This is a genomic window from Terriglobus sp. 2YAB30_2, assembly GCF_052114765.1.
GTDB lineage: Bacteria > Acidobacteriota > Terriglobia > Terriglobales > Acidobacteriaceae > Terriglobus.
The window spans coordinates 79,479-104,472 of the sequence record NZ_JBFRFJ010000001.1; the positions used below are offsets into that span (position 1 = coordinate 79,479).

The 24,994-nt window shown below is 56.7% G+C and carries 22 protein-coding genes and 2 riboswitches; of the genes, 2 read left to right on the plus strand and 20 right to left on the minus strand.

Translation table 11 applies throughout. From position 1 onward, the window contains the following. Positions 1–48 precede the first annotated feature (48 nt). From AB4Y89_RS00340 to AB4Y89_RS00435, 20 genes are all read right to left on the minus strand, one after another. Positions 49–1,143: a pyridoxal phosphate-dependent aminotransferase gene (locus AB4Y89_RS00340; protein WP_442298918.1), complete on the minus strand. Its 1,095-nt coding sequence runs from the start codon at positions 1,141–1,143 to the stop codon at positions 49–51. Beyond that, the gene (gene cbiB / locus AB4Y89_RS00345) at positions 1,136–2,116 is read right to left on the minus strand and encodes an adenosylcobinamide-phosphate synthase CbiB (protein ID WP_442298919.1); all 981 of its coding nucleotides are present in this window, start codon (positions 2,114–2,116) and stop codon (positions 1,136–1,138) included. The genes AB4Y89_RS00340 and cbiB overlap by 8 nt, the downstream gene beginning before the upstream one ends. Then, entirely contained in the window at positions 2,113–3,690 is a 1,578-nt protein-coding gene (locus tag AB4Y89_RS00350) for a cobyric acid synthase (RefSeq protein ID WP_442298920.1), read from the minus strand. Before AB4Y89_RS00350 ends, cbiB begins: the two co-directional genes overlap by 4 nt. After that, positions 3,687–4,373 (minus strand): 5,6-dimethylbenzimidazole synthase, encoded by a 687-nt coding sequence (gene bluB, locus AB4Y89_RS00355; protein ID WP_442298921.1) that lies wholly within the window; start codon positions 4,371–4,373, stop codon positions 3,687–3,689. Before bluB ends, AB4Y89_RS00350 begins: the two co-directional genes overlap by 4 nt. Further along, positions 4,355–4,930: a cob(I)yrinic acid a,c-diamide adenosyltransferase gene (locus AB4Y89_RS00360; protein WP_442298922.1), complete on the minus strand. Its 576-nt coding sequence runs from the start codon at positions 4,928–4,930 to the stop codon at positions 4,355–4,357. The genes bluB and AB4Y89_RS00360 overlap by 19 nt, the downstream gene beginning before the upstream one ends. Continuing rightward, complete coding sequence (locus AB4Y89_RS00365) at positions 4,927–5,745, minus strand: hypothetical protein (RefSeq protein WP_442298923.1); 819 nt, start codon at positions 5,743–5,745, stop codon at positions 4,927–4,929. The genes AB4Y89_RS00360 and AB4Y89_RS00365 overlap by 4 nt, the downstream gene beginning before the upstream one ends. Next, positions 5,742–6,317, minus strand: coding sequence for a histidine phosphatase family protein (locus AB4Y89_RS00370; RefSeq protein WP_442298924.1), 576 nt, complete (start codon positions 6,315–6,317; stop codon positions 5,742–5,744). The genes AB4Y89_RS00365 and AB4Y89_RS00370 overlap by 4 nt, the downstream gene beginning before the upstream one ends. Continuing rightward, positions 6,314–7,090, minus strand: coding sequence for an adenosylcobinamide-GDP ribazoletransferase (gene cobS / locus AB4Y89_RS00375; RefSeq protein ID WP_442298925.1), 777 nt, complete (start codon positions 7,088–7,090; stop codon positions 6,314–6,316). Before cobS ends, AB4Y89_RS00370 begins: the two co-directional genes overlap by 4 nt. Further along, positions 7,087–8,160, minus strand: a complete 1,074-nt coding sequence (cobT, locus tag AB4Y89_RS00380) for a nicotinate-nucleotide--dimethylbenzimidazole phosphoribosyltransferase (RefSeq protein WP_442298926.1) — start codon at positions 8,158–8,160, stop codon at positions 7,087–7,089. The genes cobS and cobT overlap by 4 nt, the downstream gene beginning before the upstream one ends. Further along, on the minus strand, positions 8,157–8,930 hold the full coding sequence (locus tag AB4Y89_RS00385; RefSeq protein ID WP_442298927.1) for an ABC transporter ATP-binding protein: 774 nt from the start codon (positions 8,928–8,930) through the stop codon (positions 8,157–8,159). The genes cobT and AB4Y89_RS00385 overlap by 4 nt, the downstream gene beginning before the upstream one ends. Then, positions 8,927–10,027: a FecCD family ABC transporter permease gene (locus AB4Y89_RS00390; RefSeq protein WP_442298928.1), complete on the minus strand. Its 1,101-nt coding sequence runs from the start codon at positions 10,025–10,027 to the stop codon at positions 8,927–8,929. The genes AB4Y89_RS00385 and AB4Y89_RS00390 overlap by 4 nt, the downstream gene beginning before the upstream one ends. A 5-nt stretch (positions 10,028–10,032) precedes the next feature. Then, positions 10,033–12,501, minus strand: coding sequence for a TonB-dependent receptor (locus tag AB4Y89_RS00395; RefSeq protein WP_442298929.1), 2,469 nt, complete (start codon positions 12,499–12,501; stop codon positions 10,033–10,035). Positions 12,502–12,656: 155 nt separating this feature from the next. Then, on the minus strand, positions 12,657–13,514 hold the full coding sequence (locus tag AB4Y89_RS00400; protein ID WP_442298930.1) for an ABC transporter substrate-binding protein: 858 nt from the start codon (positions 13,512–13,514) through the stop codon (positions 12,657–12,659). Continuing rightward, positions 13,511–14,899: a cobyrinate a,c-diamide synthase gene (locus AB4Y89_RS00405; RefSeq protein WP_442298931.1), complete on the minus strand. Its 1,389-nt coding sequence runs from the start codon at positions 14,897–14,899 to the stop codon at positions 13,511–13,513. Before AB4Y89_RS00405 ends, AB4Y89_RS00400 begins: the two co-directional genes overlap by 4 nt. After that, positions 14,896–15,459, minus strand: a complete 564-nt coding sequence (gene cobU / locus AB4Y89_RS00410) for a bifunctional adenosylcobinamide kinase/adenosylcobinamide-phosphate guanylyltransferase (RefSeq protein ID WP_442298932.1) — start codon at positions 15,457–15,459, stop codon at positions 14,896–14,898. The genes AB4Y89_RS00405 and cobU overlap by 4 nt, the downstream gene beginning before the upstream one ends. A 122-nt stretch (positions 15,460–15,581) precedes the next feature. Continuing rightward, positions 15,582–15,750: riboswitch (cobalamin riboswitch) on the minus strand. 258 nt (positions 15,751–16,008) lie between these two features. Next, positions 16,009–16,197: riboswitch (cobalamin riboswitch) on the minus strand. Between the two features lie 260 nt (positions 16,198–16,457). Continuing rightward, positions 16,458–18,182 carry a sodium:solute symporter family transporter gene (locus tag AB4Y89_RS00415; RefSeq protein WP_442298933.1) on the minus strand — a complete coding sequence of 575 codons (1,725 nt, stop codon included), beginning with the start codon at positions 18,180–18,182 and terminating at the stop codon, positions 16,458–16,460. Between the two features lie 5 nt (positions 18,183–18,187). Further along, positions 18,188–19,153: a 3-hydroxyacyl-CoA dehydrogenase family protein gene (locus tag AB4Y89_RS00420; protein WP_442298934.1), complete on the minus strand. Its 966-nt coding sequence runs from the start codon at positions 19,151–19,153 to the stop codon at positions 18,188–18,190. A 24-nt stretch (positions 19,154–19,177) separates the two neighbouring features. After that, a complete protein-coding gene (locus AB4Y89_RS00425) occupies positions 19,178–20,272 on the minus strand; it encodes an alanine racemase (protein ID WP_442298935.1) in 1,095 nt (364 codons plus the stop codon). Further along, a complete protein-coding gene (locus tag AB4Y89_RS00430) occupies positions 20,253–21,053 on the minus strand; it encodes an IclR family transcriptional regulator (RefSeq protein ID WP_442298936.1) in 801 nt (266 codons plus the stop codon). Before AB4Y89_RS00430 ends, AB4Y89_RS00425 begins: the two co-directional genes overlap by 20 nt. Then, a complete protein-coding gene (locus tag AB4Y89_RS00435; protein ID WP_442298937.1) occupies positions 21,040–22,647 on the minus strand; it encodes an N-acyl-D-amino-acid deacylase family protein in 1,608 nt (535 codons plus the stop codon). Before AB4Y89_RS00435 ends, AB4Y89_RS00430 begins: the two co-directional genes overlap by 14 nt. Before the next feature lie 158 nt (positions 22,648–22,805). Between AB4Y89_RS00435 and AB4Y89_RS00440 the strand changes: the two genes are divergently transcribed. Both AB4Y89_RS00440 and AB4Y89_RS00445 read left to right on the plus strand, forming a co-directional pair. Continuing rightward, complete coding sequence (locus AB4Y89_RS00440; protein ID WP_442298938.1) at positions 22,806–23,645, plus strand: amidohydrolase family protein; 840 nt, start codon at positions 22,806–22,808, stop codon at positions 23,643–23,645. A 102-nt stretch (positions 23,646–23,747) separates the two neighbouring features. Further along, complete coding sequence (locus AB4Y89_RS00445) at positions 23,748–24,959, plus strand: family 10 glycosylhydrolase (protein WP_442298939.1); 1,212 nt, start codon at positions 23,748–23,750, stop codon at positions 24,957–24,959. Positions 24,960–24,994 lie beyond the last annotated feature (35 nt).

Genomic DNA, 24,994 nt, shown 5'->3' on the forward strand with positions numbered 1-24,994 from the left:
TCAAAAATCCGAGGCTGTCGATTTCGCCGTCCTTCATTCGAGGCTTCGTTATGCCAATGCTGCTAAGGCGCTTTCAATTGCTTCTTCCAGTTCGTTATTCTCTTTCGGGGTTTTGACCGCTGCGCGGAAGTGCCCCTCGGGTAAGCCTTCGTAGTCGGCGCAGGAGCGTAGTACGACTCCGTGTTCGGTAATCATGTGCTGCCAAAATCTAAGAGGGTCGATCCCAGGCGGAACTCGAAAGAGGAGGAAGTTTGCTGCCGCTGGGTAAATGGTAAGTGGCAGAAGCCTCAGGTTGCGTTCGAGCGCTGTCCTTCTTGCCAGATTGTTCGATCGAGTACGTAGTGCATAAGGTTGGTCGCCAAGGGCTGTGACGACCGCTCGAGAAGCGAGCGTTGTGACCGGCCAGGGTGGGAGAGCCGCGCTAATTACCGCCGCTAGCGATGGGGTTGCGATTGAATAAGCCACGCGCAGCCCGGGAATTCCGTAGAACTTTGTCACCGAGCGGAAGACGATGAGATTCGCCGATTGTTGAGCCGTTGTCGAAAGGGAGAGCTCGGGTACATAGTCGATGAACGCCTCGTCGAGCAGGATATAAATGTTTTTCTTGGCGGCTGCCTCGATGAGCTTTGGGAGAAATTTGGGGTGCTGGCAAATACCTGATGGGTTTTGAGGATTCGCCATGAGGATGGCGTCGCAGCTTTGATCGAGCATATTGTCTATGTCGTATTCGAAAGACGTCTCAGCGCCCGCAACTTCTATTGCAATCTCGACGCCCGCACGTTCGAGCGTTTTCCTGTATTCCACAAACGCAGGTACAACAAGCAAGCAACGATGGATTGGAAGGGCGCGCAGAACGGCTTCCAGAAGTGGTACGAAGCCATTCGCTACGATGATGTTATGGGGTGAAACTTGCGAATATTTCGCGATGGCATTCTTGAGCTCAATCGAGTCCAAGTCTGGATATGCCGTGATGGTCTCGATCTCTTCGAGGCTCGCTCGTAAAGCGGATAAGACTGCTACTGGCGGGCCGTCTGGATTGATATTTGCGCTGAAGTCGACAAGGCGAGATACGGGGATGCCAAACTTGTTCGAAATAAACCTGAGCTGACCTCCATGACGAGGGTAACTCTCTGAATTAGACATTTGACTTGTCTCTCCCAGGCGTTCGAAGTGCAGTGATGAATATCCCCAAGCCAAGGCCGATGACAGTTGCAACTGATATGAGCCGCATGGCCTGTGCTGCTTTTTGTGAATCAGGAGAGGAGAACTCACCACCAATGCGTTGCCCCCGAATCACTTCGCCCGAATAAGTGTTATCGCCGCCGAGTGCGACATGTAGTGCTCCGGCCATGGCGCTTTCAGGTTGGCCCGCATTTGGACTCTTGTGTTTTGCCCCATCGCGTTGCCAGATGCTCCATGCTGAGAGCGCATCCGAACCTTTCACGAAAGGCGTCGCGCCAACAATGCTAAGGGCGCAGAATCTTGAGGGGAGGAAGTTTGCAACGTCGTCGAATCGCGCCGCAAACTTACCGAAGAAGAAGTAGCGGTCATCGGAATGACCGATCATTGAGTCGAGCGTGTTGATGGCTTTGTAGGCCATAGCCAGCGGCACACCTCCGACGGCCATGTAAAACAGCGGTGCAATAATCCCATCCGATGCGCTCTCTGCAACCGTTTCAATGACGGCGCGGCTGATCTCCTCCGCGCTCAGATGTTCGGTGTCGCGGCCGACGATTCTGGATAGCCGCATGCGTGCGAGTGGGAGGTCGTCTGCATCGAGCGCTCGCGTTACTGCTTTCGCCTCTTGCTCGAGATTGCGCGCGGCAAGGCAGGTCCAGCCCAGAAGTAATTCCACAGCGTTGCCCAGTCGTCTTGAACGTCGACGGGCTATGCGAGGAAGGGCGGCGGCAATCCAGTAAGTCGATCCAACGACGGCCAAAGTAAGCGCCGCACCGGTGACAAGCTTGGAACCTGCTGATTGCTTGGGATAGCGCAGCTTTGCCTCTCCGTAGGAGATAGAAGAGCCGATTATCCTGACGGGATGTGGCAACCACTCGGGGTCTCCGGCAAGCTGGTCAGCCAGATAAGTTAGGGCGAGGAGGATCGGGCGATTCAACGATCCTCCTTTGCCTGCAGCTCTTCGTTGCAGGTGATGCCGGCAAACGCAAAGATTGTCTTCAAATCAACAGCACTTCGCACTGTGGTTGCCAGACGATCAAGGGATTGCTCACGCCGCTGCCTCCAGTCTTCGAGCCTTTCCGGCGCAGCGAGGTGACAGAACTGCCGGGCCGCGATGAGAAATGAATGGCGGAAGCTATCGGTGTCAAAGATACCGTGGAGATAGGTTCCAAATGCATTCCCTCCGTCTGCGATGCAGCCATCTAGAAAAGTGCCGTTCCACCCGTCGGCCGATATACGAGCAAATGGAGAAGCCCCTTCGAGATATTCCGTTTCGCCGAGATGAACCTCATAACCGCGCACATCCGTGGAAGAGAGCGGTTGGCCAAAAAGAGAGGGGGCAAGCAGATGACCGCAGCTGATACGAGTCATTTTGTCAGGCCGCATACTGGTGCGAATTGCGAGGAGCCCGAGGCCGTTGACCGTCGACGAGCTTTCCATCTTGTGAGGATCAGTGATTTCTGTGCCGAGAATCTGCATGCCACCGCATATTCCGACCACCAAGCCAGTCTTAGCGTGGCTCAATATGGATTTATCAAGATGGTGGGAACGCATCCAGTAAAGGTCGTCGGCGGTCTGCTTACTACCGGGAATGATGATGACGTCTGCGGCAGCGAGTTGGTCTGGCGTTCTGCAGAATTGCAGGGACACACACGGCTCTGCACGAAGTGCATCGAAGTCAGTGAAATTTGAGAATGACGGAAGAGCTACCACTGCGATTCGCAAGGGCCTTGACGGGGTGCCGGGCGATTGCCACGAAGTATCCGAGTGAGAATCAAGCGCGGGAAGGCCCAGGCTGTCTTCTTCGTCGAGCGAGAGGTCGGCGATATATGGCACGACGCCAAAGCACGGCTTGCCGAGGCGTTCTTCAATCAAGCGAATGCCGGGCTCCAGCAGCTTTATATCGCCGCGAAATTTATTGATGATGAACCCGGCGATTCGAGAGCGCTCATGAGGCTCAAGCAGTTCCACTGTGCCGAGGAGAGATGCAAAGACGCCGCCACGATCGATATCTCCGATCAGGATGCACGAGGCATCTGCAAACTCAGCCATGCGCATGTTTACGATGTCCTGCGACTTGAGATTGATCTCGGCGGGCGATCCCGCGCCTTCGAGAACGATGACATCGTTCTCGAAGGCGAGTGTCTGATAGCTCTCGCACGCAAGTGGAAACAGTTCGCTGACCCTTCGCAAGTGATAGTTCGCGGCGGATAGCGTGCCCCATATTTTGCCATGAACAATAACCTGAGAGGTCATATTGCCGGTTGGCTTGAGCAGAATGGGATTCATGTGGACCGACGGCAAGATGCAGGCGGCCTCAGCCTGGAGCGCCTGGGCTCGGCCTATCTCAAGTCCTTCGCGCGTCACCGCTGAGTTCAGCGACATGTTTTGCGACTTGAAGGGCGCTACGCGATACCCTTCCTGGGCAAAGATGCGACACAACGCCGCGGCAAGCAGTGACTTGCCGACATGCGAGCTGGTTCCCAGCACCATGATAGAACGCGCTCTCATGGTTGGGCCCCCGCATCATAGGCGTCGTAGAAGACGGTGGTCTCCATTGGGACACGTTTTTCCCATCCCGAGAGCTGTAATTCAGGCTGGCTTCCGAACTCATCGACATAGCCAATGCAGAGATAGGCGACGGGAAGGATGTGGTCGGGGATACGAAGCACGGCCCGCAGACGGACCGGGTCAAGAATACTGACCCAGCCCACACCTACGCCTTCAGCGCGAGCCGCGAGCCACAGGTTTTGCACCGCGCAAACGGTGGAGTACGCGGCGGTCTCAGGCATGCTGAGACGGCCGAGGCCGTGACCGCGTTGGCTCTGCGTGTCGCAGACGATGCAGATATTCAGCGGGGCTTCGAGAATGCCCTCCAGCTTCAGGGAATCATATTGTTTCTTCCGGTCGCCGTCGTAGCGTTCGCGTGCCTCCGCGTTTGCATCTTTGAATATGTCGTATACCGTCTGGCGTATTGCGCGATTTCGGATCACGATGAAGCGCGACGGCTGCATAAATCCAACCGATGGCGCATGGTGAGCTGCCGCAAGCAATCGGTCGAGTAGTTTCTCAGGCAGGGGATCGTTGAGGAATCCCCGCCGGACATCTCTGCGCAGAGCGATGGCTCGATAGACCGCTGATCGGTCGGCGTCGCTGAAAGATAGATCTTCCGGCATCACCAGGCTCTCGACCATTTGGGGCCGCTCTTTGATTCGGGGCGGAGCCGTGATTCAACACCGGCAAGCACTTCGATCCTCCGGCCGAAGAGCCATATCACATCAGACAAGCGGTTGAGGTACGGGAGGATGGTCGGTTGTATGACACCACCGTTCTCGACGAATCGAACGGCAGCACGTTCCGCCCGACGGCAAACCGTGCGGGCAATTTCGTAGGCTGCAGATTCTGTATGTGCGCCAGGGAGCGACCAGTCTGAAAGAATGCCCTCAGTTGCTTCAATTTGGTTGACCAAGGCAGTGAGCATATCGACGTCTTCCTGGCTGATGACTGGTGGTTGCTTTTTGCTGTCGGGTGGCGTCGCCAGCGCTGAGCCTACGCGGAAGAGCGTCCGCTGAATCGTTTCGGTCCAGTCGACGATCTCCTTTTGTTGACAGATGCTACGAGCGAACCCTAGAGCGCAGTTCAACTCGTCGACCGAGCCATAGGCCTCGACACGAAGGTCTGCTTTAGAGACGCGGATGCCACCGGCCAGGCCGGTCTGTCCTCCGTCACCACGTTTGGTTGCGATGCTCATGCTTGTTCTCCTGTTGCTGACTCTGGAGCCAGTGTGTCTTCGATGGTTAGGCGCAACGTTCTAATGAGTCGAGGACGATCGTATTCGCTGACCAGGTCGTCTTCAAGAAAGTCGGCCACAAGGGGAGGGGCTTGGGAGAAGAGGGTCTTCTCCGGGAAAAACCATGGTTGATTGGCACCCAGCTGTTCGATGGTCTCAGCTTTGACGATAACGGCGGGCACACGGTCGATGCCGGCCTTCAGAAGGGAAAACGCCCGGTGATAACCATCGCGCAGGAACCAGCGGCCGGCGTAGCTGGCGACCTCGAAAAAAGGGCTTCCTGTATGGACAGTGACCGGAAAGTTTGCGTCGTTTGTTATTCGGATATGTGTATTTGGATTCTCGGAACGAAGGACCAGGGTATTTCCTGCGCTATCGTGTGTCTTATCAAACTTGGGCGGCTTTGCCGTTCCGAACGAAAGGGCTACGAGAGCAGGCCAGTCACCGAGAGCGGGAAGAAGGGGATAGGAGATTCCTTGTGGGAAATACAACCTGCGTTGAAATGCGATGAGCGATCTCAGGTCGACGATACCTAGGGTCCAAGAGAGCCCGGACATCTCGTCAAGGAGGTCGGTACGGGAGGCATGGGGCTCAAGAAGATCCTTCAGTTGCTCCGACTCTGAGGCGCACACGGCATCGAGCTGTACAAAGGCGAAACGCTTTGCCACGCGCGATCGAGCTCGAAGGAGCTTATCGTCACTGACATGTGGGCGGTATTCATAGTCATCCAGATCCCAGCCGGAGAGCTCGCGAATGTTCACACGTCTTGTGGTCATCGTGTCACCTCGCTTGTTGTTGCAGCAGCTTGGAGCTCAAATGAGCAGCAATATGTCCCAGTGATATCGTGCGCCTCCTGCTGGGTGTGGCCAAGAAATCTGCAGAGCACGACACGCATAACGCCGGCATGAGTAACGACGGCGTTTCTTCCTGATGCTTCGTTTCGAATACGTTCGACGGTTCGCACAACCCGGTCCTCGAAGTTGGCAAACGATTCGCCATTAGGCGCAGGCAAAGAAGGGAAGAGCTTTATCCAGCTCTGGGCATAGATCGGGTCGCGTTCTTCAATCTCTCTCCATGCCAAACCTTCCCAGTCACCGAAGTGAATCTCCCGCAGACCGGAGTTCTTGTGGATCGGCCGGAGGAAGGCCGTAGCGATGGAAGCAGCAGTATCTACGGCTCGTTGAAGATCGCTGCTGTAGATGGCATTGAATTCCAGCCCGTGGCCCAGCCGCGCGATGAGAGCCGCAACCTGGATCTGGCCTCTTTGATTGATGGAAGGGTCCGTGTGTCCGCAGAACCTTCCTGCCATGTCGGTCTCTGCGTGGCGAATAAAGATGAGTTCGCTCATAGAGTCCACGCTCCGCAGAGATAAACGCCAATCTCGGTGATCTGAATGGTGGCGCCAAAACAGTCGCCGGTAACGCCGCCGATACGCAGCTTGTAATACGTAGCCGTAAGCGAGCTGATCGCTATGCTTATCAGTAAAGGCGCTATTGCTCGCCTTTTTAGCAACAAAACAATAACAGCAGTACTGACTATAGTTCCCGCGATCAATGAGCTGATTGTTGTGAGTCGTGCGACGCGCGCTCCCTGGCCGGCGGAGGCCGGTTCTTCGTTGCGTGCTGCTGGAAGGAAGAAGCTTAGCGGGAGGGGTGTCCACCGGCTCAGCACACTCGCCGCAATCAGATAGCTGGAGACATCCTGCAGTTGCAGAGTGGCGATCAATAGCGTACGACCAACGAGGCTCACAATGAGTGCGATTCCTCCGTAGCTGCCAATGCGACTATCGCGGAGGATAGCGAGGATCTTCTCCCGGTTTGTGCCGCCGCCAAATGCGTCCGCAACATCAGCGAATCCGTCCTCGTGCAGGCCTCCGGTCACACACACGAGAAAGACAACGGTGATGAGAGCAGCTACCATCCGCGGAAGATGTGGCGCAACGAGATAATGCGAAAGTGCGCCGCTTGCACCGACGATGATCCCTACAACGGGGAAGAACTTGACCGATCGCGCGAGCAAATCAGCTTCATAGGGCTGCGTGGGGACGGGCAGACGTGTTAGAAACTGCAGGGCCGCAAGGAACTCGGAGACGGCCCGGCGAGGTTGAAGAATTTTGCTCATGATGCCCCACTCACGCCGGCGGATGAGAATGTCGCCATTCGCGTGTAGAGTGCGATTGCGGATTCGATGACAGGCATCGCAAGAACTGCGCCCGTCCCTTCTCCAAGACGCATGTCGAGGGACAGGACTGGCGCCAGCCGCAGGTGATTGAGTAGGAGCCGGTGGCCGGGTTCCTGTGATTGATGACCGGCTATGAGATAACCCGCGGCTGAGGGAGCTATCGCTACGGCGAGCGCGGCGGCGGCGGTTGAGATGAATCCATCGATGGCCACAATGAGCCGCGCCCGCGCGGCCTCAAGAATCATTCCAGTCATCGCCGCGATCTCAAGGCCTCCGACACGAGACAGAACACTTAGGGGCGTAATTGTTGTCTCATCGGCGAAATGCTTTTGCAGAACCGCACGGATGACCGCCACTTTATGAAGATGTGCATCGGTGGAGATGCCAGTTCCACGGCCAGTGGCCTCTTCTGGTGTCGTTCCAGTTAAAGCGCAAGTGATGGCGCTTGCAGAAGTGGTATTGCCGATTCCCATCTCGCCAATAGCTATCATTGCAACTCCCGCAGCGGCTGCGTCTGAGGCGAGTTGGATCCCGACTGAGAGCGCCTGCTCGGCCTCCTGTTGTGTCATGGCTGGCTCGTGAAGTATGTTGCGGGTACCCCGACTCACCTTGCGGTGCAGGAGCCCGGAAATATTCCCAAAGTCTGCATCGACTCCAACATCGACGACGGAGAGATCGGCATGGTGAAGCGCCGCCAGGACATTAATGGCAGCGCCCTCATGGAGGAAGTTCAGGACCATCTGATAGGTGACTTCCCGTGGGTAGGCGCTGATCCCTTCGGCGGTAATCCCATGATCAGCGGCGAAGACGAAGGCTGCTTTGCTCATCGGCAGCGCAATATCACGCTGGCGAATCGCGATGGCCTGCGCAGCAAGATCTTCGAGGCGACCGAGGCTGCCCAGGGGCTTCGTGAGGGTATCGAGATGTGCCAGCGCCTTCTGCCGCCACGACTCACTTGGCGATTCAATCGTTTGTGCGAGATTGCGCAGGGCGGGTGCTTCGAAGCTCATAAGGTTTCCACGGGATCAGATTGATGAAATGGTAGCGGGTGACGTCCGGAGACAAAGTTGAATGCCTTTTGAAGATTTTGTGCAGTAAGAATGTCGCTGGGGGTGCCGCTTATAAACGAGCTTCCGGGGCCGAGGAGATGTACTTCGGAGAAGTTCCCCGGAACCAGATGCAGATCGTGTATCGACGCGACGACGGCGAGTCCCTTACCTCGAAGACGATGGAGCAATTCCATCAGCTCAACCTGACGCCCTATGTCAAGATTCTGTGCTGGCTCGTCAAGCAGAAGAAGTTGCGCATCCTGGGCCAATCCCAGGGCAATTTTCACGCGCTGACGTTCGCCTCCGCTAAGCTCGTTGAAGATTCGTTTTCTGAGTCTGGCGGTGTCTGTCCATGCAAGTGCACGTTCGACGGCGGAGCGATCTTCAGCCAGCAGTCCTCGAAGCAGGCCGAGATACGGGGTCCTGCCTTGTGTGACGATCTGTTCAACGGTGAAATCAAACGGCACATCGAGTTCCTGAGGTACCAGCGCGACGAGGCGTGACCGATCGCGATGGGACAATACATTAACCTTATGTCCGTTCAGAAGTATCGCGCCTGATGTCGCAGCGAGCAGACCGGAGCTGAGCCGTAGTAGCGTTGTCTTGCCGGCTCCATTTGCGCCGATCAATGCAGTGCAGGTTCCGCTTTTTACCGAGAAAGAGATATCTTCGAGCACTTGTCGCCCGGGATATCGAAAGCTTACGTTCTCGAAACGCAGCAGTGAAGTCACAGTGCGTACTCCTTTTTCCTCTTCCGTAGAAGGTAGAGGAAGAAGGGTCCTCCGAGGAAGACCATGAGTATGCCTACCGGCAGTTCGGAAGGGGCAAGGATCGATCGGGCGAGGGTATCGGCAATAACCAGAAAGATGGCGCCGCTGATGACGGTTACGGGCAGCAGGCGCACATTGTCTGGCCCGAGAAGGAGGCGGGTGACATGAGGAATGATGAGTCCGGCGAAGCTGATGAGGCCTCCCAGAGATACCGCAAGTGCTGTCAGCAATGAGCCAGTGAAGATGATGGCGATCCGAGTGGCTTCGACTCTTACGCCCAGTTGGTGCGCATACTCATCTCCAAGTGCGAGCGTATTGAGCCGTCGCATGAGGGGATAACAGGCGATGAGAGCGACCGAGAACAGCATGGAGATGATTGCCAGCTGCCTCCATTCCGGAACACCGATGGTACCGTGAAGCCATGCGGAGACAATTCTGGCGCCCGACGATGAGTTGGGATCGATGAGTTCCAGCAGGTATGTGGAGTTGGTCAGCATGGTGCCGACGGCAAAGCCGGCCAGCAGTAGGGTCACACTATTGGTGCGCCCACGTGCTCGCGCCAGAGAGTAGACGATCGTCATCGTGAGTACGGCGCCAACGAATGCCAACAGGGCGGTGGAACTGAATCCGAAGAAGGTGAGTTGCGACAGAAATACAATGCCGATACACGCTCCGACGGCGGCGCCTCCGGATGCACCGATGATATAAGGGTCGGCCATAGGGTTGCGAAACAACCCCTGGAACATAAGTCCCGAAGCCGCGAGTGCGCCACCGACGATTGCCGAGGCCAGGATGCGCGGAAGGCGAATACTCAGAAGTATGGTTCTCTGTGTCTCCGTCAACCCGCGGCCTCGAAATATTGCAAGGACTAGATCGTGCGTTGGGATGTGAACGGCGCCAATCGAAGCAGAGGTAAGCAGAGCCAGCTGCAATACAAGGAGCAGCAAGCCCACAACCCCGAGGTAACCGAGGTTGCCCATTGAAGCGAACAGCCCACGCACTCGCAGAGCCACTTGCTCCTGTCCGGTCGCAACGATGCCAGCAGTGGGCACTCCCATCTTGTCTACCTTAGCTTCCAGGATTCGCCTCCGAACGTGATGTGTATTCCAGAGCGAAAGTTGAACGGGAGGGCAGGATATCCAAACGCCTCGTTGTAGTGTTCATTGAGAAGGTTCTGTACCTCGGCGTAGGCGGTCACATGATGGGCGACCCTGTACTCGGCAGTCATCTCCAGCCGCTGGTATGCACCGAGGAGGTTCTGGTTGGGCAGCAGCATGGGGCCCGAGAGGAAGTCGCTATCATCCCTCAGTCCAACCATAGTTCCGCTTAACTGGGCGTTCCAACGTGAACGAGTGTATTGCAGACCGAAGTAGCCTGTATTTCTCGCGCGACGGAACGGACGGTTGTTCTTGAGCGGCCCAGAGCTGCCGATGAGGATTCCCGGAAAGAGCGGGTTAATCGTGGGCTTGAGTGCGGATGAGGCAAATGAGTTCTGAACCTTTGCGTCGAGCAACGTGTAACCGCCGCGGGCGAAGAGGGATTTGCTGAGTTTTACCTCAAGTTCGATTTCCAGTCCCTGTGCCCGATAAGCAAGACTGTTCACATAAGCGCCGCCGGAGAAAGCCTGATCTGACGCTCCTGAGAAACCATTGGCCACGAGGTTTGCCTGGGAGACGAACTCAAGACCGTTGTTATATTCGTTATGAAAATAGGTTAGGCCGAGGCGGGCGTGTCCGCTTCCAAGCTCCTGCTCGACTCCGCCGTCATAACTGCGTGACTGCTCTGGACCTATTTGCGAGATCCCATACCGTGGGATCAATGCGGCGTTGCTGGCGGCGAGCAGTCCGTATAGGGAATGATTCTGGATATAGATGCTAGGTCCCTTGATGCCTTTGGAGAAGCTGGTGTGCAGCTTGGTGCCACCGAGCGATCCCTGATGAGAAGGGCGCACGAGGTAATATGCCGCCGAGGCCCGTGGTGTTGCCGCAAAGCCGTAGACGGCATTATTCTCCAGTCCGGTACCAACGGTATAGAAGAGGCGGCCTGCCGCGTCGCCCTGCACCTCAAGCATCGTTGAATAGTTGTCGCGGTTCGCGATGCCGAGAGGGCTACCTGTCGAAGCGCTGGTTCCGCGCTCATTCTCATATTTGAATCCGGCGAATAATAGGGTGTGCGTCGAGCGGCCGAAGATCGAATCCAGGCGGTAGTCCGATTGTGCGTAAACGAAGTCGCGTTGGCTGAGATTGTTCGTGATACTCGGATAGGTTCCGGGAAAGTTCAGCGTTGCCTGACCCGAGACGACATAGCCGTTCGCTCCGCGAATTGTTACGGGATTTCCAAGATAACTGGTGATTACACCGCTCGCATTCTTTACCGGATTGCCGGCGGGGTATGGTTTGTTGTACAGGTAGTTCAGGCGAAGGCCTCCGTACCGAACCAGGTTGTGCCAGCGTTCCGTCGTTCGATTTTCGAGTGTGCCGCCGAGAAATAGATCGTGCTCTGTCGAATACGCTGAGTCGGGAAGACCATAGAGAGCCAGTGCGTTTGGCTTGCCTCCGCCGGCGGAAACGTGGCGGAGCGTGAAGCGGAGGTCCGTGGTGGAGTTTGCCTGGAAGCCTAGATTCTCGGCGAAGGTAACATTGTGAAACGCGCTGGCTGCGACGCTGTTACCCGTATCGAAGCGCGCGAAGCTGGAGAGGTAGTCGAAGCGGTGGGCGGCCCCGGAGAGTATGGCCTCCTGTCGCCAGGTGTTGAAGTTTCCGCCATCGATTGAATATTCAAGTTGGGGAAGCGGAGTGGATCCACGGCGTGTCGTAAGAGAGACGACCCCAGCAAGCGCTTCCGATCCATAGAGCGCGCTATTTGGTTCACGAAGCACTTCGATGCGATCAATGCCTGTGCTGGCGATGTTTGCGAATTCAATCGAGCCACCGAGGTCATTCGCAGGGATGCCATCGATCAGCACTTTATTGGCGTTTGTATTGCCTCCGCGGATATAGAGCCCGCTGGTGCCACCCGCTTGTCCGGTTTGTGTGATCTGCGCTCCGGGCAGATAGCGTAATGGTTCCTGAATGTCGCGTGTGTGCTTGAACCATTCGCTGTCCAGAACTGCCACCGAGGCGGCGACCTGAGCGAGGGGTGTTGGCGCTCCTGAAGCTGTAACAGAGATCTGCTGCGTATCGGTGGGAGTCGCAACAATCAGATCCACCATAACGGAAACATTGGTGCTGAAAAATGTTGTTGCCGTGGTTGCAGCGCTGAATGTGGCAGCCGAAGTGCGCAGTTGGAAGCGTCCATTAGACAGAACCCGAACGCTATAGATACCGTGAGCATCAGCGATGTCTGTCGAGACTACTGATGAGTCGGAAAGAAGCTCGACCAGAGCGCCAGGAACAACTGCGCCGAGCGGGTCGCGAACAGTTCCGTACACAAGGCCACGGTCGCGCGTTGCATCGTGTAGGGGCTGGCCTGCGGAGGCTGGACTGGTAGCGATTTGAGAGAGGCCCGCAGACGCGATGAGCGAAAGACACAAGGAAGCTGCAACACGTTTTACGGAAGGCGCTCCTTTTCGAGACTTGCAGCATTTTGTACGGCATTCCAACATCTGTTTCATCAAACCTTTCAGTGAGGTATTCGTCGTGTTGTCCGCGGTATCTTGCGTGTTGTGCAACCTGACGGCAAGTGATCCTAAGGATGAAGTTGTTTTGTCAGATCCTCCAGGGCATCGATGGCGACGGGGCTGGGAAAGTCTACTCTCCTATCCACGTAGTAGACCCGACGGTTTTTGACGGCAGGCAGGGTGTTCCATCCGGGGCGAGTCTGCAGCGAGTCGAGCGTGACGGTGCCGCCCCGCATCATGAGAAGCGCTTCCGGAGCGCGGGCGATGACGGTCTCCATGCTGATGTGTGGCCATTCCTGGTTGATGTCGGAGGTGATGGAGCGGCCACCAGCTGCTTCGATAATCTCAGTAATAAACGCGCCCTTGCCGATAGTGATGACGGGGTCATAGGAGACGGGCATGTAGACATCAATGACCGGGAGCCCCCTCACCCTCATGCGGACGGCCTCGATGCGTTGCCTGAGTCTCTGGGATACGGCCAAAGCCTGAGCCTCATGTGCCGTCGCTTGTCCGAGGCTTTCGACTGAGCGAAGAATCCCCTGAAGGCCGTGCGGATCGACGATGTAGAGAGGCACGCCGAATCGCTGTAGCTGATTGAGGATCGCAGGTTGATTCTGACGGGGCATACCCAGGACAAGGTCTGGGTGGAAAGAGAGGATAGCCTCTACCGATGGGTTGCTGATAGATCCCACGCTCGGCTTCTTCGTGGCTTCCTCGGGATACTTCACATAATCACTGATTGCCACGACATCATTGCCCGCGCCAATGGCAAAAACGGCATCGGTGATGCTTGGGACAAGGCAGATAATGCGATGTGGATGGTCGGGCACTGTAACCACACGACCCGTCTCGTCTGTAACGGTACGAGATGCCACACAAGGAAGAGTCGCGATCAACAGGGCGAGAATAGCGAATGTTCGTCTCATAGAGTGATCCCATCTTGGTCTCTCGCGGAGCAGGCTGCTTCGACGAAGTACTTCGCCACGTGTGACGACGTGCGGAAGTGGAGATGAATATAGCTGGCGAGAACATTTCCGACGAGGTAGCCTTCTGCTTCCTCTCGCTTCGAGAGAGAATATTGAACCTGGTAACAGGTATCGGCGGCAGAGGTTTCGAGAATTCGTGAATAGTGAAAACTGTGACCCCGCAGTGTTGTGCCGGTCCGCCCAAGAAGGCAGTCCCGCGTGAGCTCTACGGAGACATACCCGAATTGAACGAGTTTGCCTGTCATTTCGAAGGTGAAGGGAAGAACACCGGCAAACGTAGCGACTGTCCCATCCACCTTTGCAATGGAGCGGGACAGGTAGATCATGCCTCCGCACTCGGCATAGACCGGCTTGCCGGAGGATGCGAAATTGCGTATCGATTGCAGCATCGTTTGATTAGCGCTCAATGCTTCTGCATAGAGCTCCGGGTACCCCCCGCCGAGATACAAACCGTCGAGATCTTCCGGGACAGCCGCATCGTGAAGGGGACTAAAGGGAACAATTTCTGCACCGCTGGCTCGTAGAAGATCGAGGTTGTCTTCGTAGTAGAAGCTGAACGCTTTGTCTCTGGCTACGCCAATACGCACGCTAGCGATCGGTGTGGTTTCGGCGGCAGAAGTGCGTTGTTTAAAGTCGAAGCCGCACTCGAGTGAGAGCAGCGCTTCCAGGTCGAGGTGTTGTTCGGCAATAGAAGCTAATCGTTCGAGCTGCTTTTCGGCAGAGTCGTCGCTGTAGTGTTCTTCGGATGTTCTGAGGCCGAGATGTCTCTCCGGGATAGCGATGGTGCGTTCTTGCGGCAGCCATCCCAGTACCGCCGTCCGGCACGACGAAGCGATGGACGACCGCAGCATCTCGAAGTGGCGCTGACTGGCGACGCGATTGAGGATCACACCAGCCAGACGAAGGTCAGGATCAAAGAGCTCAAAACCAAGCACCGTCGCGGCAATGCTGTGTGACGTTTTGGCTGCATCGAGCACGAGGACCACAGGAAGCCCGAAGAGCTTTGCGATCTCGGCGCTGCTACCGCGTTGTGTCCCATCTTTGCCATCAAACAACCCCATCATGCCTTCAACAACGAGGGCCTGAGCGCCTATTGCGGCTTCGCGAAGGACGTCCTGATTCGCGTCGATAGAGAGCATCCAGGTATCGATATTTCTGGCAGCCCGTCCGGCAATACGGGTGTGATGGCCGGCATCGAGAAAGTCCGGCCCGGCCTTGAATGGCTGAACCGTCATCTCCCGTCGCCGCATGATCGACAGAAGTGCAAGCGTGACCGTCGTTTTGCCTACACCGCTGGCGGTGCCGGCGATCAGGAAGCCCTTCATGCGCCGGCCTCGCGTGGGATGCTGCCTTTGAGAGCAAGTGGGAGGCCCGCGACCATGAACAACACCGTGTCGGCTACCGAGGCGACTCGTTGATTAATCTCGCCGACAAGGTCCCGAAATTGCCGCCCCAGCTCATAAGCAGGCACAACACCGCTGCCTACTTCGTTTGAAACCAGGATGACGGAGCAGGGAGCATTGTGCAGCGCCGAACAAAGCTGATCGATATAAATTTGTTGCTTGGAGCGATCTCCAGCGCAAAATTCCATCAGGTTTGAAGCGAAAAGAGTCAGGCAGTCGATGATGACGATCTCATGGTCCCTGCCCGATTGTTGAATCGCCTCTGCAAGCTGGAGTGGCTCCTCAATTGTCATCCAGTGCGAGGGCCGATCTGCGCGGTGGCGCTCGATCTTGGCTGTCATCTCCGGGTCATCACGGCGCTCGGCCGTAGCGACAAACGCGACGCGCTCCCTGTGTTCCGCGAGCTGTTGGGCATACCGGCTCTTCCCACTGCGTACGCCGCCGAGCACGAGAATCACGGAAGCAGCTTCTGAGTTCTGCATACATCGCTCCTGGCACCTGCAAATAAATCTGCAAGAACACCGAGCGGGATTGGTAATAGGCAGCTGCCACGGCAATTAGATCGCGCGTGGATAAGCTCTTCAACTCTCCCAGCGAAGTTGAATCAGCCCGATAATATCTGGCCGGTCTCCTGACTTGCGCTTCGCTGGACTAAGGCGGCCTTCCCCGGTTTTACCCGAGTGACCTTCAAGTGCCCGTCCTCAACGCTTACAGTTACGGGGTAGTGGCGGATTCACACCGCCTTCCCGAACACCAGATAGACGATTTATATCTTCGTTTCTAACTGCGGTCAATCGGGCAAATTACGAGCCAGAAGTGAGCGCTAGGCCGTATCATGCCGAGACCACCACCTTTTCTGGATCGAAGACTGGGCAATCCCGGGAGCTAGCCGAAGCCCTTGGGACGGAATTTTGGGCGCCAGGGCCGCGGCAGTAATTCCGCATAAAAAGCCACGTCGGCTCAACAGGGCATGACGGGCGTCGTCGCTGGTGATGCAGAATATCGGGCGCAAGGTTCTGTTCTCCGCAGAAATTGCAGCTTGAACCTCGGCAGGTCTCCTGGCTCAAAGACGATACTTCGTATCCGCTGCCATCCTTCCCCGATGAATCTCGAGTGGTCGTTTCGGCAGCTCATCTTTGTTACAGTGGCGGGACCGCGCCGGTCTTTCACCGGACTTCCCTTTTAAGCCCTAGATGGGCACCGTGGATCACTTTCAACAGTACCATGCAGGCTGGTTTCTGAGCGGAATCGAGCGAGTTGCTGCATGGTCATTTCCTGGGCAACCAGCTCATTGACTCGCTGGGGGAGAAGACGTTCCCTTGACTCCCGAATTCTGGCAGGAGTTGAAAGCTGATGTCGCTCAGATCTTGACGAAGCATAGAAAAGGAAAAGAAGAGGGAGCGAGAAAGTAAACCTCGAGCGCGAATGGATCGATGGGGTTGAAAGAAACGGATCGTAGGTTGTGCATCTTCGATGGTTCTTACTGTGCCTGGCTTCTGGTCGCGGCATACCAACGCCAGGTGGAGGGTGCGCCCCACAAGAGGAAGCAGATGCCGATGATGCCGTCGAGCCATAGCGCTGTTCTGGAGTTGGCGAGGAAGCCGGAGGTTATCAGCAGAATGCCCAGGCTCAGCGTCGACAGGCCGATCGCAATGTCGGAGGGGCTATTGTGATCGTCGGCACGACCGGTGTTGAACACTGGGATCGGTGTCTGTAGGAGGTGGAAGAAACGGTCGGTTCTTACCTCTTCGTCAGGATCGGCAGGACGCAGCCTGCTGCCGAAATACATGCCGGCGCAGGTGATGAAGACGTTGATCAGAATGGAGTAGCCGGTAAGCCGGAGATCGAGTTCCTGCGATGCATGTTGTCCCAGGTAGGCGGACTTTCCAAGGTAGGTTGCAATGCCAGAAACAAGACCGGTTGAAAAACCAGCGATCACGCCGGAGGAGGAGAGTTTACGAAAGAGCAGGACGGAGAGTAGGGGCAACAGCGTTGGGGCCAGCAGGACTCCAAATGCGGATACCATGGTCTGAAAGAGCGATTCCCGTCTTGTCTGTCCAATCCATATGGCAAGACCAACGATGCATGTCCCCAGAAAGAGAGTCGTCAGACGGCCGATGGTGACGAGGCGGTCTTCGGAGGCTGCAGGGCGAAGGAGGCGCTGATAAACATCTTTCGTAAGCACGCCGGCCATGGCGTTCAAGTCGGCGCTGACCGTTGCCATGGTGGCCGAGAAGAGTGCCGCAACGATGATGCCGATCATGCCCGCGGGAAGCAGGCCGAAGACAAGATGGACATAGACATCCTGCGGCGGATTTGGTGCGGCGAACTGCGGAAGCACCTTTCGCGCGATCATGGCAGGGAGCAGCATGATGGGCGTTCCGATGAAGTTGAGCAGAGCGGAGAGATACGCCGCCCGTTTGCCGGAGGTCTCGTCGGGAACGGAGTAGAACTTCTGAGCAAAGGCCCAATTGCCGTTGTAGCTGATGCATACGATGACGAGATAGCTAATCAGGTAAACCCAGCCATACGGACCATTGGTGGGGTGCAACAGGTTCGCTGGAATAGCGTAGAGTGTCGGGAGTACACCGCCCAGCTTCCATATTGCGAGCGGTAAGAGCAGAAGGATCGCCATCGCCTTCATCAGGAACTGAAGGTAGTCCGTCACCACCAGGGCAAGCAGACCACCGAGAAGCGTATAGAGCACGACGATCGCTCCGCACAACTGGACCGCTGTGCCGATGCCGATACCCATACCTGCCGAAAGGAACAGGGCAGTCGTGAAGATCTTCAAGGAGTCTTCAAAGACTTTGGCAGGAATCGCCGACCAGGCAAAGAGCTGGCGGACCTTGAGATTACAGCGTTGTTCCAGGAACTCCACCGGCGTGATAATCCGCGCCCGCCGCCACCGTGCCGCGAACAACCAGCCACCGAGGATGCAGGCCGGGACGCTGGTCCAGAAGAGAAGAATGGCAACGAGACCATAGCGAAATGCGATCTCTGAGTAGACAACAAAGGTGAACGCGCTAAAGCCCGACATGTAGTGCGAGATTCCCGCCAGCCACCATGGGATCTGGTGATTGCCTGCGAAGTAATCTTCGGCGGAGCGTTGTTGCCGGCGGAACCAGAGCCCGATGAGGATTACCAGCAGGAAGTAACCCATGATCACGATGTTGTCAGACAGCGAGAGTCGGATCACCGGCATGGGACTCAGCGCACCTCATCCTGTCGGCCTAGAAGCGCTTCCTGGATGCCGTTGCGTACGATCCAGACGTTACGGCGATAGATCTCTTCCCAAGCTTGAGCCTGCGCTTCGGTGTAGTGAAAGAAGCCCTCGCCGCCACGAATGCCGGTCGCATTTTGGTCACGAAGGCTGGCGAGTGGTGTGGGAACGTCACTTGCATTCGAAAGGGTGGGAAGCACGGGTTCCATCGCACGGGCATAGAGTGTAGGGCCGCCGGTGAGGTCGATCCAACGGAAAGGGCCGCAGACGCTTGCCCAGAGGCCGAAGGAGTTCCGGAAGGAGCGGTCGATGGTCTCGGCATCGGCGACGCCGGTTTCGAGCAGATAGCATGCCTCGCGATAGACGGCATACCCGAGGCGGTTGGCGATGAAGCCGGGAAGATCTCGCTGCACGATACACGGATCTTTGCCGAGGTGTCGGGCCAACGACGAAGCCGCATCAAGAGTTGCCTGGTGGGTGTGCTCTCCGCGGATCAGCTCTAGAAAGCGCGTGGCATGGGCCGGTTCCGCCCAGTGCATTCCAACGAATCGTTCAGGATGTTTGCGGTGCTGCTGCAACAGCGAGATAGGGATGGCGCTGGTGTTGCTGGCGATCGGAGTCGATGGCGCTGCGACTGTTTCCAGCGCGTCATAGAGCGCGGCCTTCGCTTCCGGAGATTCAATGATGCTTTCGATGATGAAATCTGCCTCCCCCAGTTGCAGGGGAGAATCGACAACTGTGAATAGAGCCGGCCATGTATCGCTTAGGTGTGATGGAAAGCCTGCCAGTGCAATGAGTTCGTCGATGGCTTTTGCGATGGCCTTGCGCGCAATCTCGACTTCTTCAGCGACGGGTGTGTAGGCGATGACGGGAATCTCATGCGCCAGCAAACATGCGGCAATTCCACGGCCAAGCAGACCAAGGCCTGCGACCGCAACACGGTTTGGTTTCATAGCGACCCCAGGAAGACGAGTGATTTACTGCACGCATCCGCGTGCGACGACGGTCCATATCTGCTCGACCATCTCTCCGCGGATGCCGTAAATGGTGTTGTGCATGTTGATGGTGGTGCAGACGTGATTGGGTACGATACGCAACCGCTCTCCAATGGAATATTGGCGCTTGCTGGCCGAAATGTCGAGATGCCCGTGCTCCTCGGACATGGCGTAGAAGACAGCGTCCTTGTCGGCATACACGATGCCAAACCCGACATGGTTTCCAGTGAGTAGCCGGTCTGACGAGAAGGTCTTCGATCCACCGTCGAGAATCACCCGGTCGTGCACGGCTTTGCTGACAACGGTTGTCAGTACGGTCAGCGCGCAGTCATCCAGCGTCGCGAAGCCGCCTGTCACCAGGTTGCGATCGTTCAGGAGGTACATGCCGGGGCGCAGCTCTGTGAGGTGAGAGAACTCGTGCGAACGGTACGCCATAGGGGTGGATCCACCGCTGACGACGGGAATCTCAAAGCCCGCTTTAGACAGCGCGTCATAGGCGCTCTCGACGCGGACATTGACCTTCGGCAGTAACTCATTCTGTTGTTCCAGGGGTACCATCATGTGACCCGGGTAGAACATCAGACCGCCAAAGTGCGCGCCGGATAGCCTCTCGATCTCGTGAGCGAGTTGGACCAGAGACGCATCATCTTGCAAGCCACATCGTCCGAAGCCGACATCGATCTCTACCAGGATGGGGAGGTCATAGCCACGATCTTTGGAAGCTGATGCCAGTACATGGGCGGCCTCCAGAGAGTCGACAGAGACGGAGAGGCGGGCGCGATCCGAGAGCGAGAGCAGCGTATCCGCCTTCTTACGCGAGACGATGGGATAGGCGACGAAGATGTCATGCACGCCCCCTTCGGCCATGACGACCGCCTCTCCGGGCTTTGCCGCTGTTACGCCAATGGCTCCTTTGGCGATTTCTCCGAGGGCAATGGCGGGTATCTTATGTGTCTTGATGTGTGGCCGGAGTGCCAGGCCTTTGGAGTGTACATAATCACTCATGCGCTGCGAGTTGCGCTCGAGGATATCGAGATCAACCAGTACCGAGGGCGTGTCAAGCTCGCTTATATGCATCCTGCTCCTTCAGGTAGCCGAGGGCGTAGGAGATATTGAGAGCACAGGCTTTGATCTGTGTCTCGAGCCGATTGATATTCTGCGTGTTGATACGGTGCACACTGCCGGAGATACTGACGGCGGCGACAGCCGAGCCGGTCTCATCGAAGATAGGTGCACCGATGCAACGCCATCCAAGCTCCTCTTCTTCATCATCGATGGCGCACATCTTTTGACGAATGCTCGCGAATTCGTCTTTCAGCTTGCGAAGAGATGTAATGGTGTTCTCGTTGTGCCGGGGGAACTTACGGAACTTGAAGAGGGTTTCCAGCTCTTCTTCGGAGAGATAAGCTCCGAGAGCTTTGCCGACGCCGGTACAGTGAAGCTCCATTCGCTTACCGCGCCAGGTGGCGAGTGATTCGCCTCCCGGCGGATTGTACTTTGCAACAAGAACGGCTTCGTGCTGTTCCAGTACTCCCATGTGTACCGTGAACTTGGTCTGTGTCATGAGTTGGACGAGGAACGGAGCGGCCTGCTCGCGGACCTGAAGACCTGCGAGCGATGCGTTTGCCAGACCGAAGAGCTTCAGCCCGAAGAGATAGCGACCTGTCTGCGGGCTGCGAGTTAGATATCCAAGGCGTTCCAGCGTGAGCAGCAGGCAGTGAAGGGAACTCTTGGGATGTCCGGACATCTCCACCATCTGTGACAGTGTGAGGCCGTTCTTGGAATGAGCGAGAATCTCAAGCAGGTGTAGCGCGCGCTCAACGGAGGGAACCGAGGGGGTTCGATTAGCACCACTCATAGACGCTCTCTCTCGAAGGAAATGTTGCTGGCGTTTGCCAAACTTTAGCATGGTCCAGCGTGATAGCCTGGCCAATTTTACCTCCCTTGTCCATTAGGCTGGACAGAGGGATGCGCATAAATTGTCCTTTGAAAATCAGGGAAATTCCATGCGGAGTACGGGACGGATGCTCATAGCTGGCTGTGGTGCCGATCTCTGCGGGATCAAAGACGACTAGGTCGGAGAAGTTGCCGGGTACGACCGCCCCACGCCCTCTGAGGCCTAAGCGCTCTGCGGGAGCATGGGTGATCTTTCGGACAGCTTCAGACAGCGATAACCACTGTTTCTCACGGACATAGTCGCCAAGGAAGAGCGGGAAGGCTCCAGCCAGGCGGGGATGCGGCTTGCCGGAGACGTAGAAGCCGTCGGTAATGATGGAACTGAGTGGATGTGTCAGCATCTCCCGGAGATTCTGTTCACTCTGATTGAATGCCAGAATGTTGACCCGGCACTCCTCTTCCAGCAGCACGTTCAGGAGTGCCACCGGAGCCGGGATATCGCGCTCATTCGCAATGTCGGCCAGGCTTTGACCGACCAATCGCTGGTTATCGGTGCTATGCAGTGAGGAGATGTAGATGTCGCTCCACGCCTGCGCGGTCTCGTCTTCGAGATAGGCAATCAGCTCCCTGCGGGATGAGTCAGAAGCCAGGAGCGCGAGGAGCGCCGGTGTTCCCTGGGCAACGACAGACTGGGGAAGGAGCTGCGTCATCACCGTGCTTCCAGCGAGATAGGGATAGCAGTCGAAGGCAACATCAATGCCCTCGGCGCGAGCAGCTTCAATCAGTTGCAGCGCTATTGTCTGCTTGTGCCAGTTCGCCCGTCCGACCGCCTGTAGATGCGAGAGTTGCAGCCGGCAGCCGGTGCGGCGGGCCAGTTCCAGTTGCTCTTCAATTGCCTCCAGCAGCGTCCATGAATAGCTGCGCATATGGCTGGTGTAAAGCTTGCCGTGATGCGCAACGATGCGGCATAGCGCTTCGAGTTCCTCAAATGGAGCCTCAGATCCGGGGGAATACATCAACCCACTGGATAGTCCGACAGCACCTTGATGGAGTGCCTCATCAAGCAGGCGCTCCATCTGGGAAAGTCGGTTGAGGGAGGGCTTACCGGCGTCTGCGCCGTATACAGCTGTCCGCAGCGCCCCATGGCCGACGAGTGACTCGATGTGTACCAGAGGCGAGTGTGCGCGAGTCTCCTGAAGATAGCTGGCAGCGTGCGGCCAGCTCTTCCGGCCATAGAGAATCCCGGCATTCTGCTCGACCAGGAGATCGCAGTTCGGACCGCAGGGGTAGGGAGAAAAACCACAGTTGCCAACGACCTCGGCCGTCACACCCTGATCCATCTTTTCGCGTGGGCTCTGCTGCACCATGAGATCGGAATGGCTGTGCAGGTCGATGAAGCCAGGTGCTACTGCCAGCCCGTGCAGGTCGATAAAAGGAATGCCGGAGGGTTGCGATGGACAGATCTGTTCGATCCGTCCATCGCGCAGCAGCAGGCCGCCCGAATAGGGGTCGGCCCCGGTGCCGTCCACGATAGTGGCATTGGCTAGAAATAGCATGATTGTCAGTGCTTGAGGCCAGAGTATAGCAACGCCGAGAGAGCGATGTATCTAGCATGTGGGTCTGTCGTCCATGGATATGGACGGCTGATTGATATGGCATTTCGACAGAAACGGTGAACCGATAGGCTGAAGAGCGACGAGGGGGGAGGTCTGTCATGGTGGTTGACTGTCATACGCATCTGTGGAACGCCGAAGACTGGAGCGAGGAGATGGTGCGCGAGGCATCCATCGCACGGGGCGCGCCGGTCCAGATTGAAATCAGTGAAGAAGAGCACTGGGAGGCGATGAGGCCGGTTGACCGCGCTATCGTCTTCGGGTTCCATTCCCGTCATCTCGGCCTTGTTGTTCCAAATGACCGCATTCGTGCCTACGTCGAAAAGTATCCGGAGAAGCTGATTGGCTTTGCGTGTCTGGACCCACATGAGCCCGACTATCTGGAAGAGATGGAGAAGGTATTCCAACAGGATGGATTTGCAGGGTTGAAGCTGGCGCCCATCTACCAGAACTTTCATCCGATGGATGAGCGGATGCAACCCGTATACGCGTTTTGCGAGAAACACGGTATTCCTGTCCTGGTGCACCAGGGCACGACCTTTCCCCGACGTGCTCCACTGAAATATGCGTTGCCCATCCAACTAGAGGATGTCGCGTTGCAGTATCCAGACCTGAAGATGGTGATCGCGCATATGGGGCATCCTTGGGTTGAGGATGCGGTGGTGCTGATTCGTAAGCAGCCAAACGTCTATGCGGACATCTCGGCGCTGTATTACCGCCCCTGGCAGTACTACAACGCTCTGATGCTGGCTCAGGAGTATGGAACGGGGCATAAGTTGCTTCTGGGATCTGACTATCCCTTTACGACTCCAGCCGATACCATCGCTGCTCTGCGTAACGTGAACCACATCACAGGGAATTCCGGCCTGCCGCGCATCAAGGAAGAATTGATTGAGGGGCTGATCGAGCGTGATGTCCTGAAGTGCCTGGGAATCGGTTAGTCATTGGAATTGGAGCTGCCTTCTGTTCAGCCTATTGAACAGAGGGCAGCTCCGTTGCATGAACCAATAGGCAAGTCGGGTGGCTTCCGGTAGAGTGCCTGCATGTCCACTTCTTTCACGCGACGACAGCTTCTTAAGACCCTGCCTGCAGCCGCGGTAGCCGCCTCTCCTCTTGTCTCACCGGGGCAACAGGCGAACAACGGGAAACCGAATCCCCAGGATCCCAATCTCGTAAAGCATCTGCAGATCCCGAAGGCCGAGAGACCGACGAAGGAGATTCGTGCGATCTGGATCCATCCGGAGACGACATTTGCCGCGGACGAGAAGACAGGACGGCAGCAGGTTCAGGAGACAGTGCAGCGCTATGCACGCGCCGGCTTCAATCTGATTCTCCCATGGACGGTGAGCGGTTACCTGACTGCCCTCGACCATCCGGCTTACCAGAAGACGCACCCGACCGCAGCCTGGAACTCGCTTGGTCTGCTGATTGAAGAGTCGTCGAAGGAAGGGATCGATGTCGACATGTGGTACAGCTTTACCGACTACCGCCAAGTAGACTCTCCGGAGTTTGATCCGGCCGTTGGTGGGAACCTGACATGGGCTGCGAAAAGAATCGAGGAGGTCGTTCCCAATCCGGCCACCGGTAAAGTCGAGAATCCCAGCGTCGACAACGTCTGTCCTCAGCACTACGAGGCGCGGGCGTGGATGTTACACCAGGTGGAGAGCGTATTGCAGCGTTATCCAAAGCTGCATGGCCTGCATATCGAGGAGCCGGGATATCGCCAGCGTGGCTACTGTCTATGCGACCTTTGTCAGTCTCTCTTCCAGCAGATGCAGGGCAAAAAGCTAACGGAGAATCTCGATACTGCTCCAGCGGAAGATCTCAGGACGATTGGCACCAGCGCCTTCATGGCAGAACTGCGGGAGGGGCTGAAAAAGAATCACCCGAAGCTGGTTCTATCGGTCAACGGCGGACCGGACTGGCGGCATGACCGCTTGCGTGGACGTGACTGGGGACGCTGGGCTCAGGCCGGCTGGCTGCGGTACTACGCGTCGCAGGTGTACGTCTCCGACACGGCAAGCTTCCGGGAGCAGCTCGGCGTGACGATGAACGATATCTCCCGGGAGTGCCAGGTGGTTGCGGGCATATCGATCAACTGGAGCGAAGGAAAAAACACGCTGCAGGAGGTGATCCGTCAGATCGAGGCATCGCGTGAACTTGGCGCCGCCGGTGTGGCGCTCTTCCATGGCAAGGCGTTCAGCGACGAAGATCTGCGCGCAATCAAAGCAGGCCCGTTCCAGCGTCCCGCCTAACAGATCGATGCCGATCCGTAGCTCGGAAGCCCTCG

Bases quoted from the DNA above. Each gene is read 5' to 3' on its own strand.
- AB4Y89_RS00340 (WP_442298918.1), bottom strand. From the start codon at position 1,143: ATGTCTAATTCAGAGAGTTACCCTCGTCATGGAGGTCAGCTCAGGTTT.
- AB4Y89_RS00350 (WP_442298920.1), bottom strand. From the start codon at position 3,690: ATGAGAGCGCGTTCTATCATGGTGCTGGGAACCAGCTCGCATGTCGGC.
- bluB (WP_442298921.1), bottom strand. From the start codon at position 4,373: ATGGTCGAGAGCCTGGTGATGCCGGAAGATCTATCTTTCAGCGACGCC.
- AB4Y89_RS00360 (WP_442298922.1), bottom strand. From the start codon at position 4,930: ATGAGCATCGCAACCAAACGTGGTGACGGAGGACAGACCGGCCTGGCC.
- AB4Y89_RS00365 (WP_442298923.1), bottom strand. From the start codon at position 5,745: ATGACCACAAGACGTGTGAACATTCGCGAGCTCTCCGGCTGGGATCTG.
- AB4Y89_RS00370 (WP_442298924.1), bottom strand. From the start codon at position 6,317: ATGAGCGAACTCATCTTTATTCGCCACGCAGAGACCGACATGGCAGGA.
- cobS (WP_442298925.1), bottom strand. From the start codon at position 7,090: ATGAGCAAAATTCTTCAACCTCGCCGGGCCGTCTCCGAGTTCCTTGCG.
- cobT (WP_442298926.1), bottom strand. From the start codon at position 8,160: ATGAGCTTCGAAGCACCCGCCCTGCGCAATCTCGCACAAACGATTGAA.
- AB4Y89_RS00390 (WP_442298928.1), bottom strand. From the start codon at position 10,027: ATGGGAGTGCCCACTGCTGGCATCGTTGCGACCGGACAGGAGCAAGTG.
- AB4Y89_RS00400 (WP_442298930.1), bottom strand. From the start codon at position 13,514: ATGAGACGAACATTCGCTATTCTCGCCCTGTTGATCGCGACTCTTCCT.
- AB4Y89_RS00405 (WP_442298931.1), bottom strand. From the start codon at position 14,899: ATGAAGGGCTTCCTGATCGCCGGCACCGCCAGCGGTGTAGGCAAAACG.
- cobU (WP_442298932.1), bottom strand. From the start codon at position 15,459: ATGCAGAACTCAGAAGCTGCTTCCGTGATTCTCGTGCTCGGCGGCGTA.
- AB4Y89_RS00415 (WP_442298933.1), bottom strand. From the start codon at position 18,182: ATGCCGGTGATCCGACTCTCGCTGTCTGACAACATCGTGATCATGGGT.
- AB4Y89_RS00420 (WP_442298934.1), bottom strand. From the start codon at position 19,153: ATGAAACCAAACCGTGTTGCGGTCGCAGGCCTTGGTCTGCTTGGCCGT.
- AB4Y89_RS00425 (WP_442298935.1), bottom strand. From the start codon at position 20,272: ATGCATATAAGCGAGCTTGACACGCCCTCGGTACTGGTTGATCTCGAT.
- AB4Y89_RS00430 (WP_442298936.1), bottom strand. From the start codon at position 21,053: ATGAGTGGTGCTAATCGAACCCCCTCGGTTCCCTCCGTTGAGCGCGCG.
- AB4Y89_RS00435 (WP_442298937.1), bottom strand. From the start codon at position 22,647: ATGCTATTTCTAGCCAATGCCACTATCGTGGACGGCACCGGGGCCGAC.
- AB4Y89_RS00440 (WP_442298938.1), top strand. From the start codon at position 22,806: ATGGTGGTTGACTGTCATACGCATCTGTGGAACGCCGAAGACTGGAGC.
- AB4Y89_RS00445 (WP_442298939.1), top strand. From the start codon at position 23,748: ATGTCCACTTCTTTCACGCGACGACAGCTTCTTAAGACCCTGCCTGCA.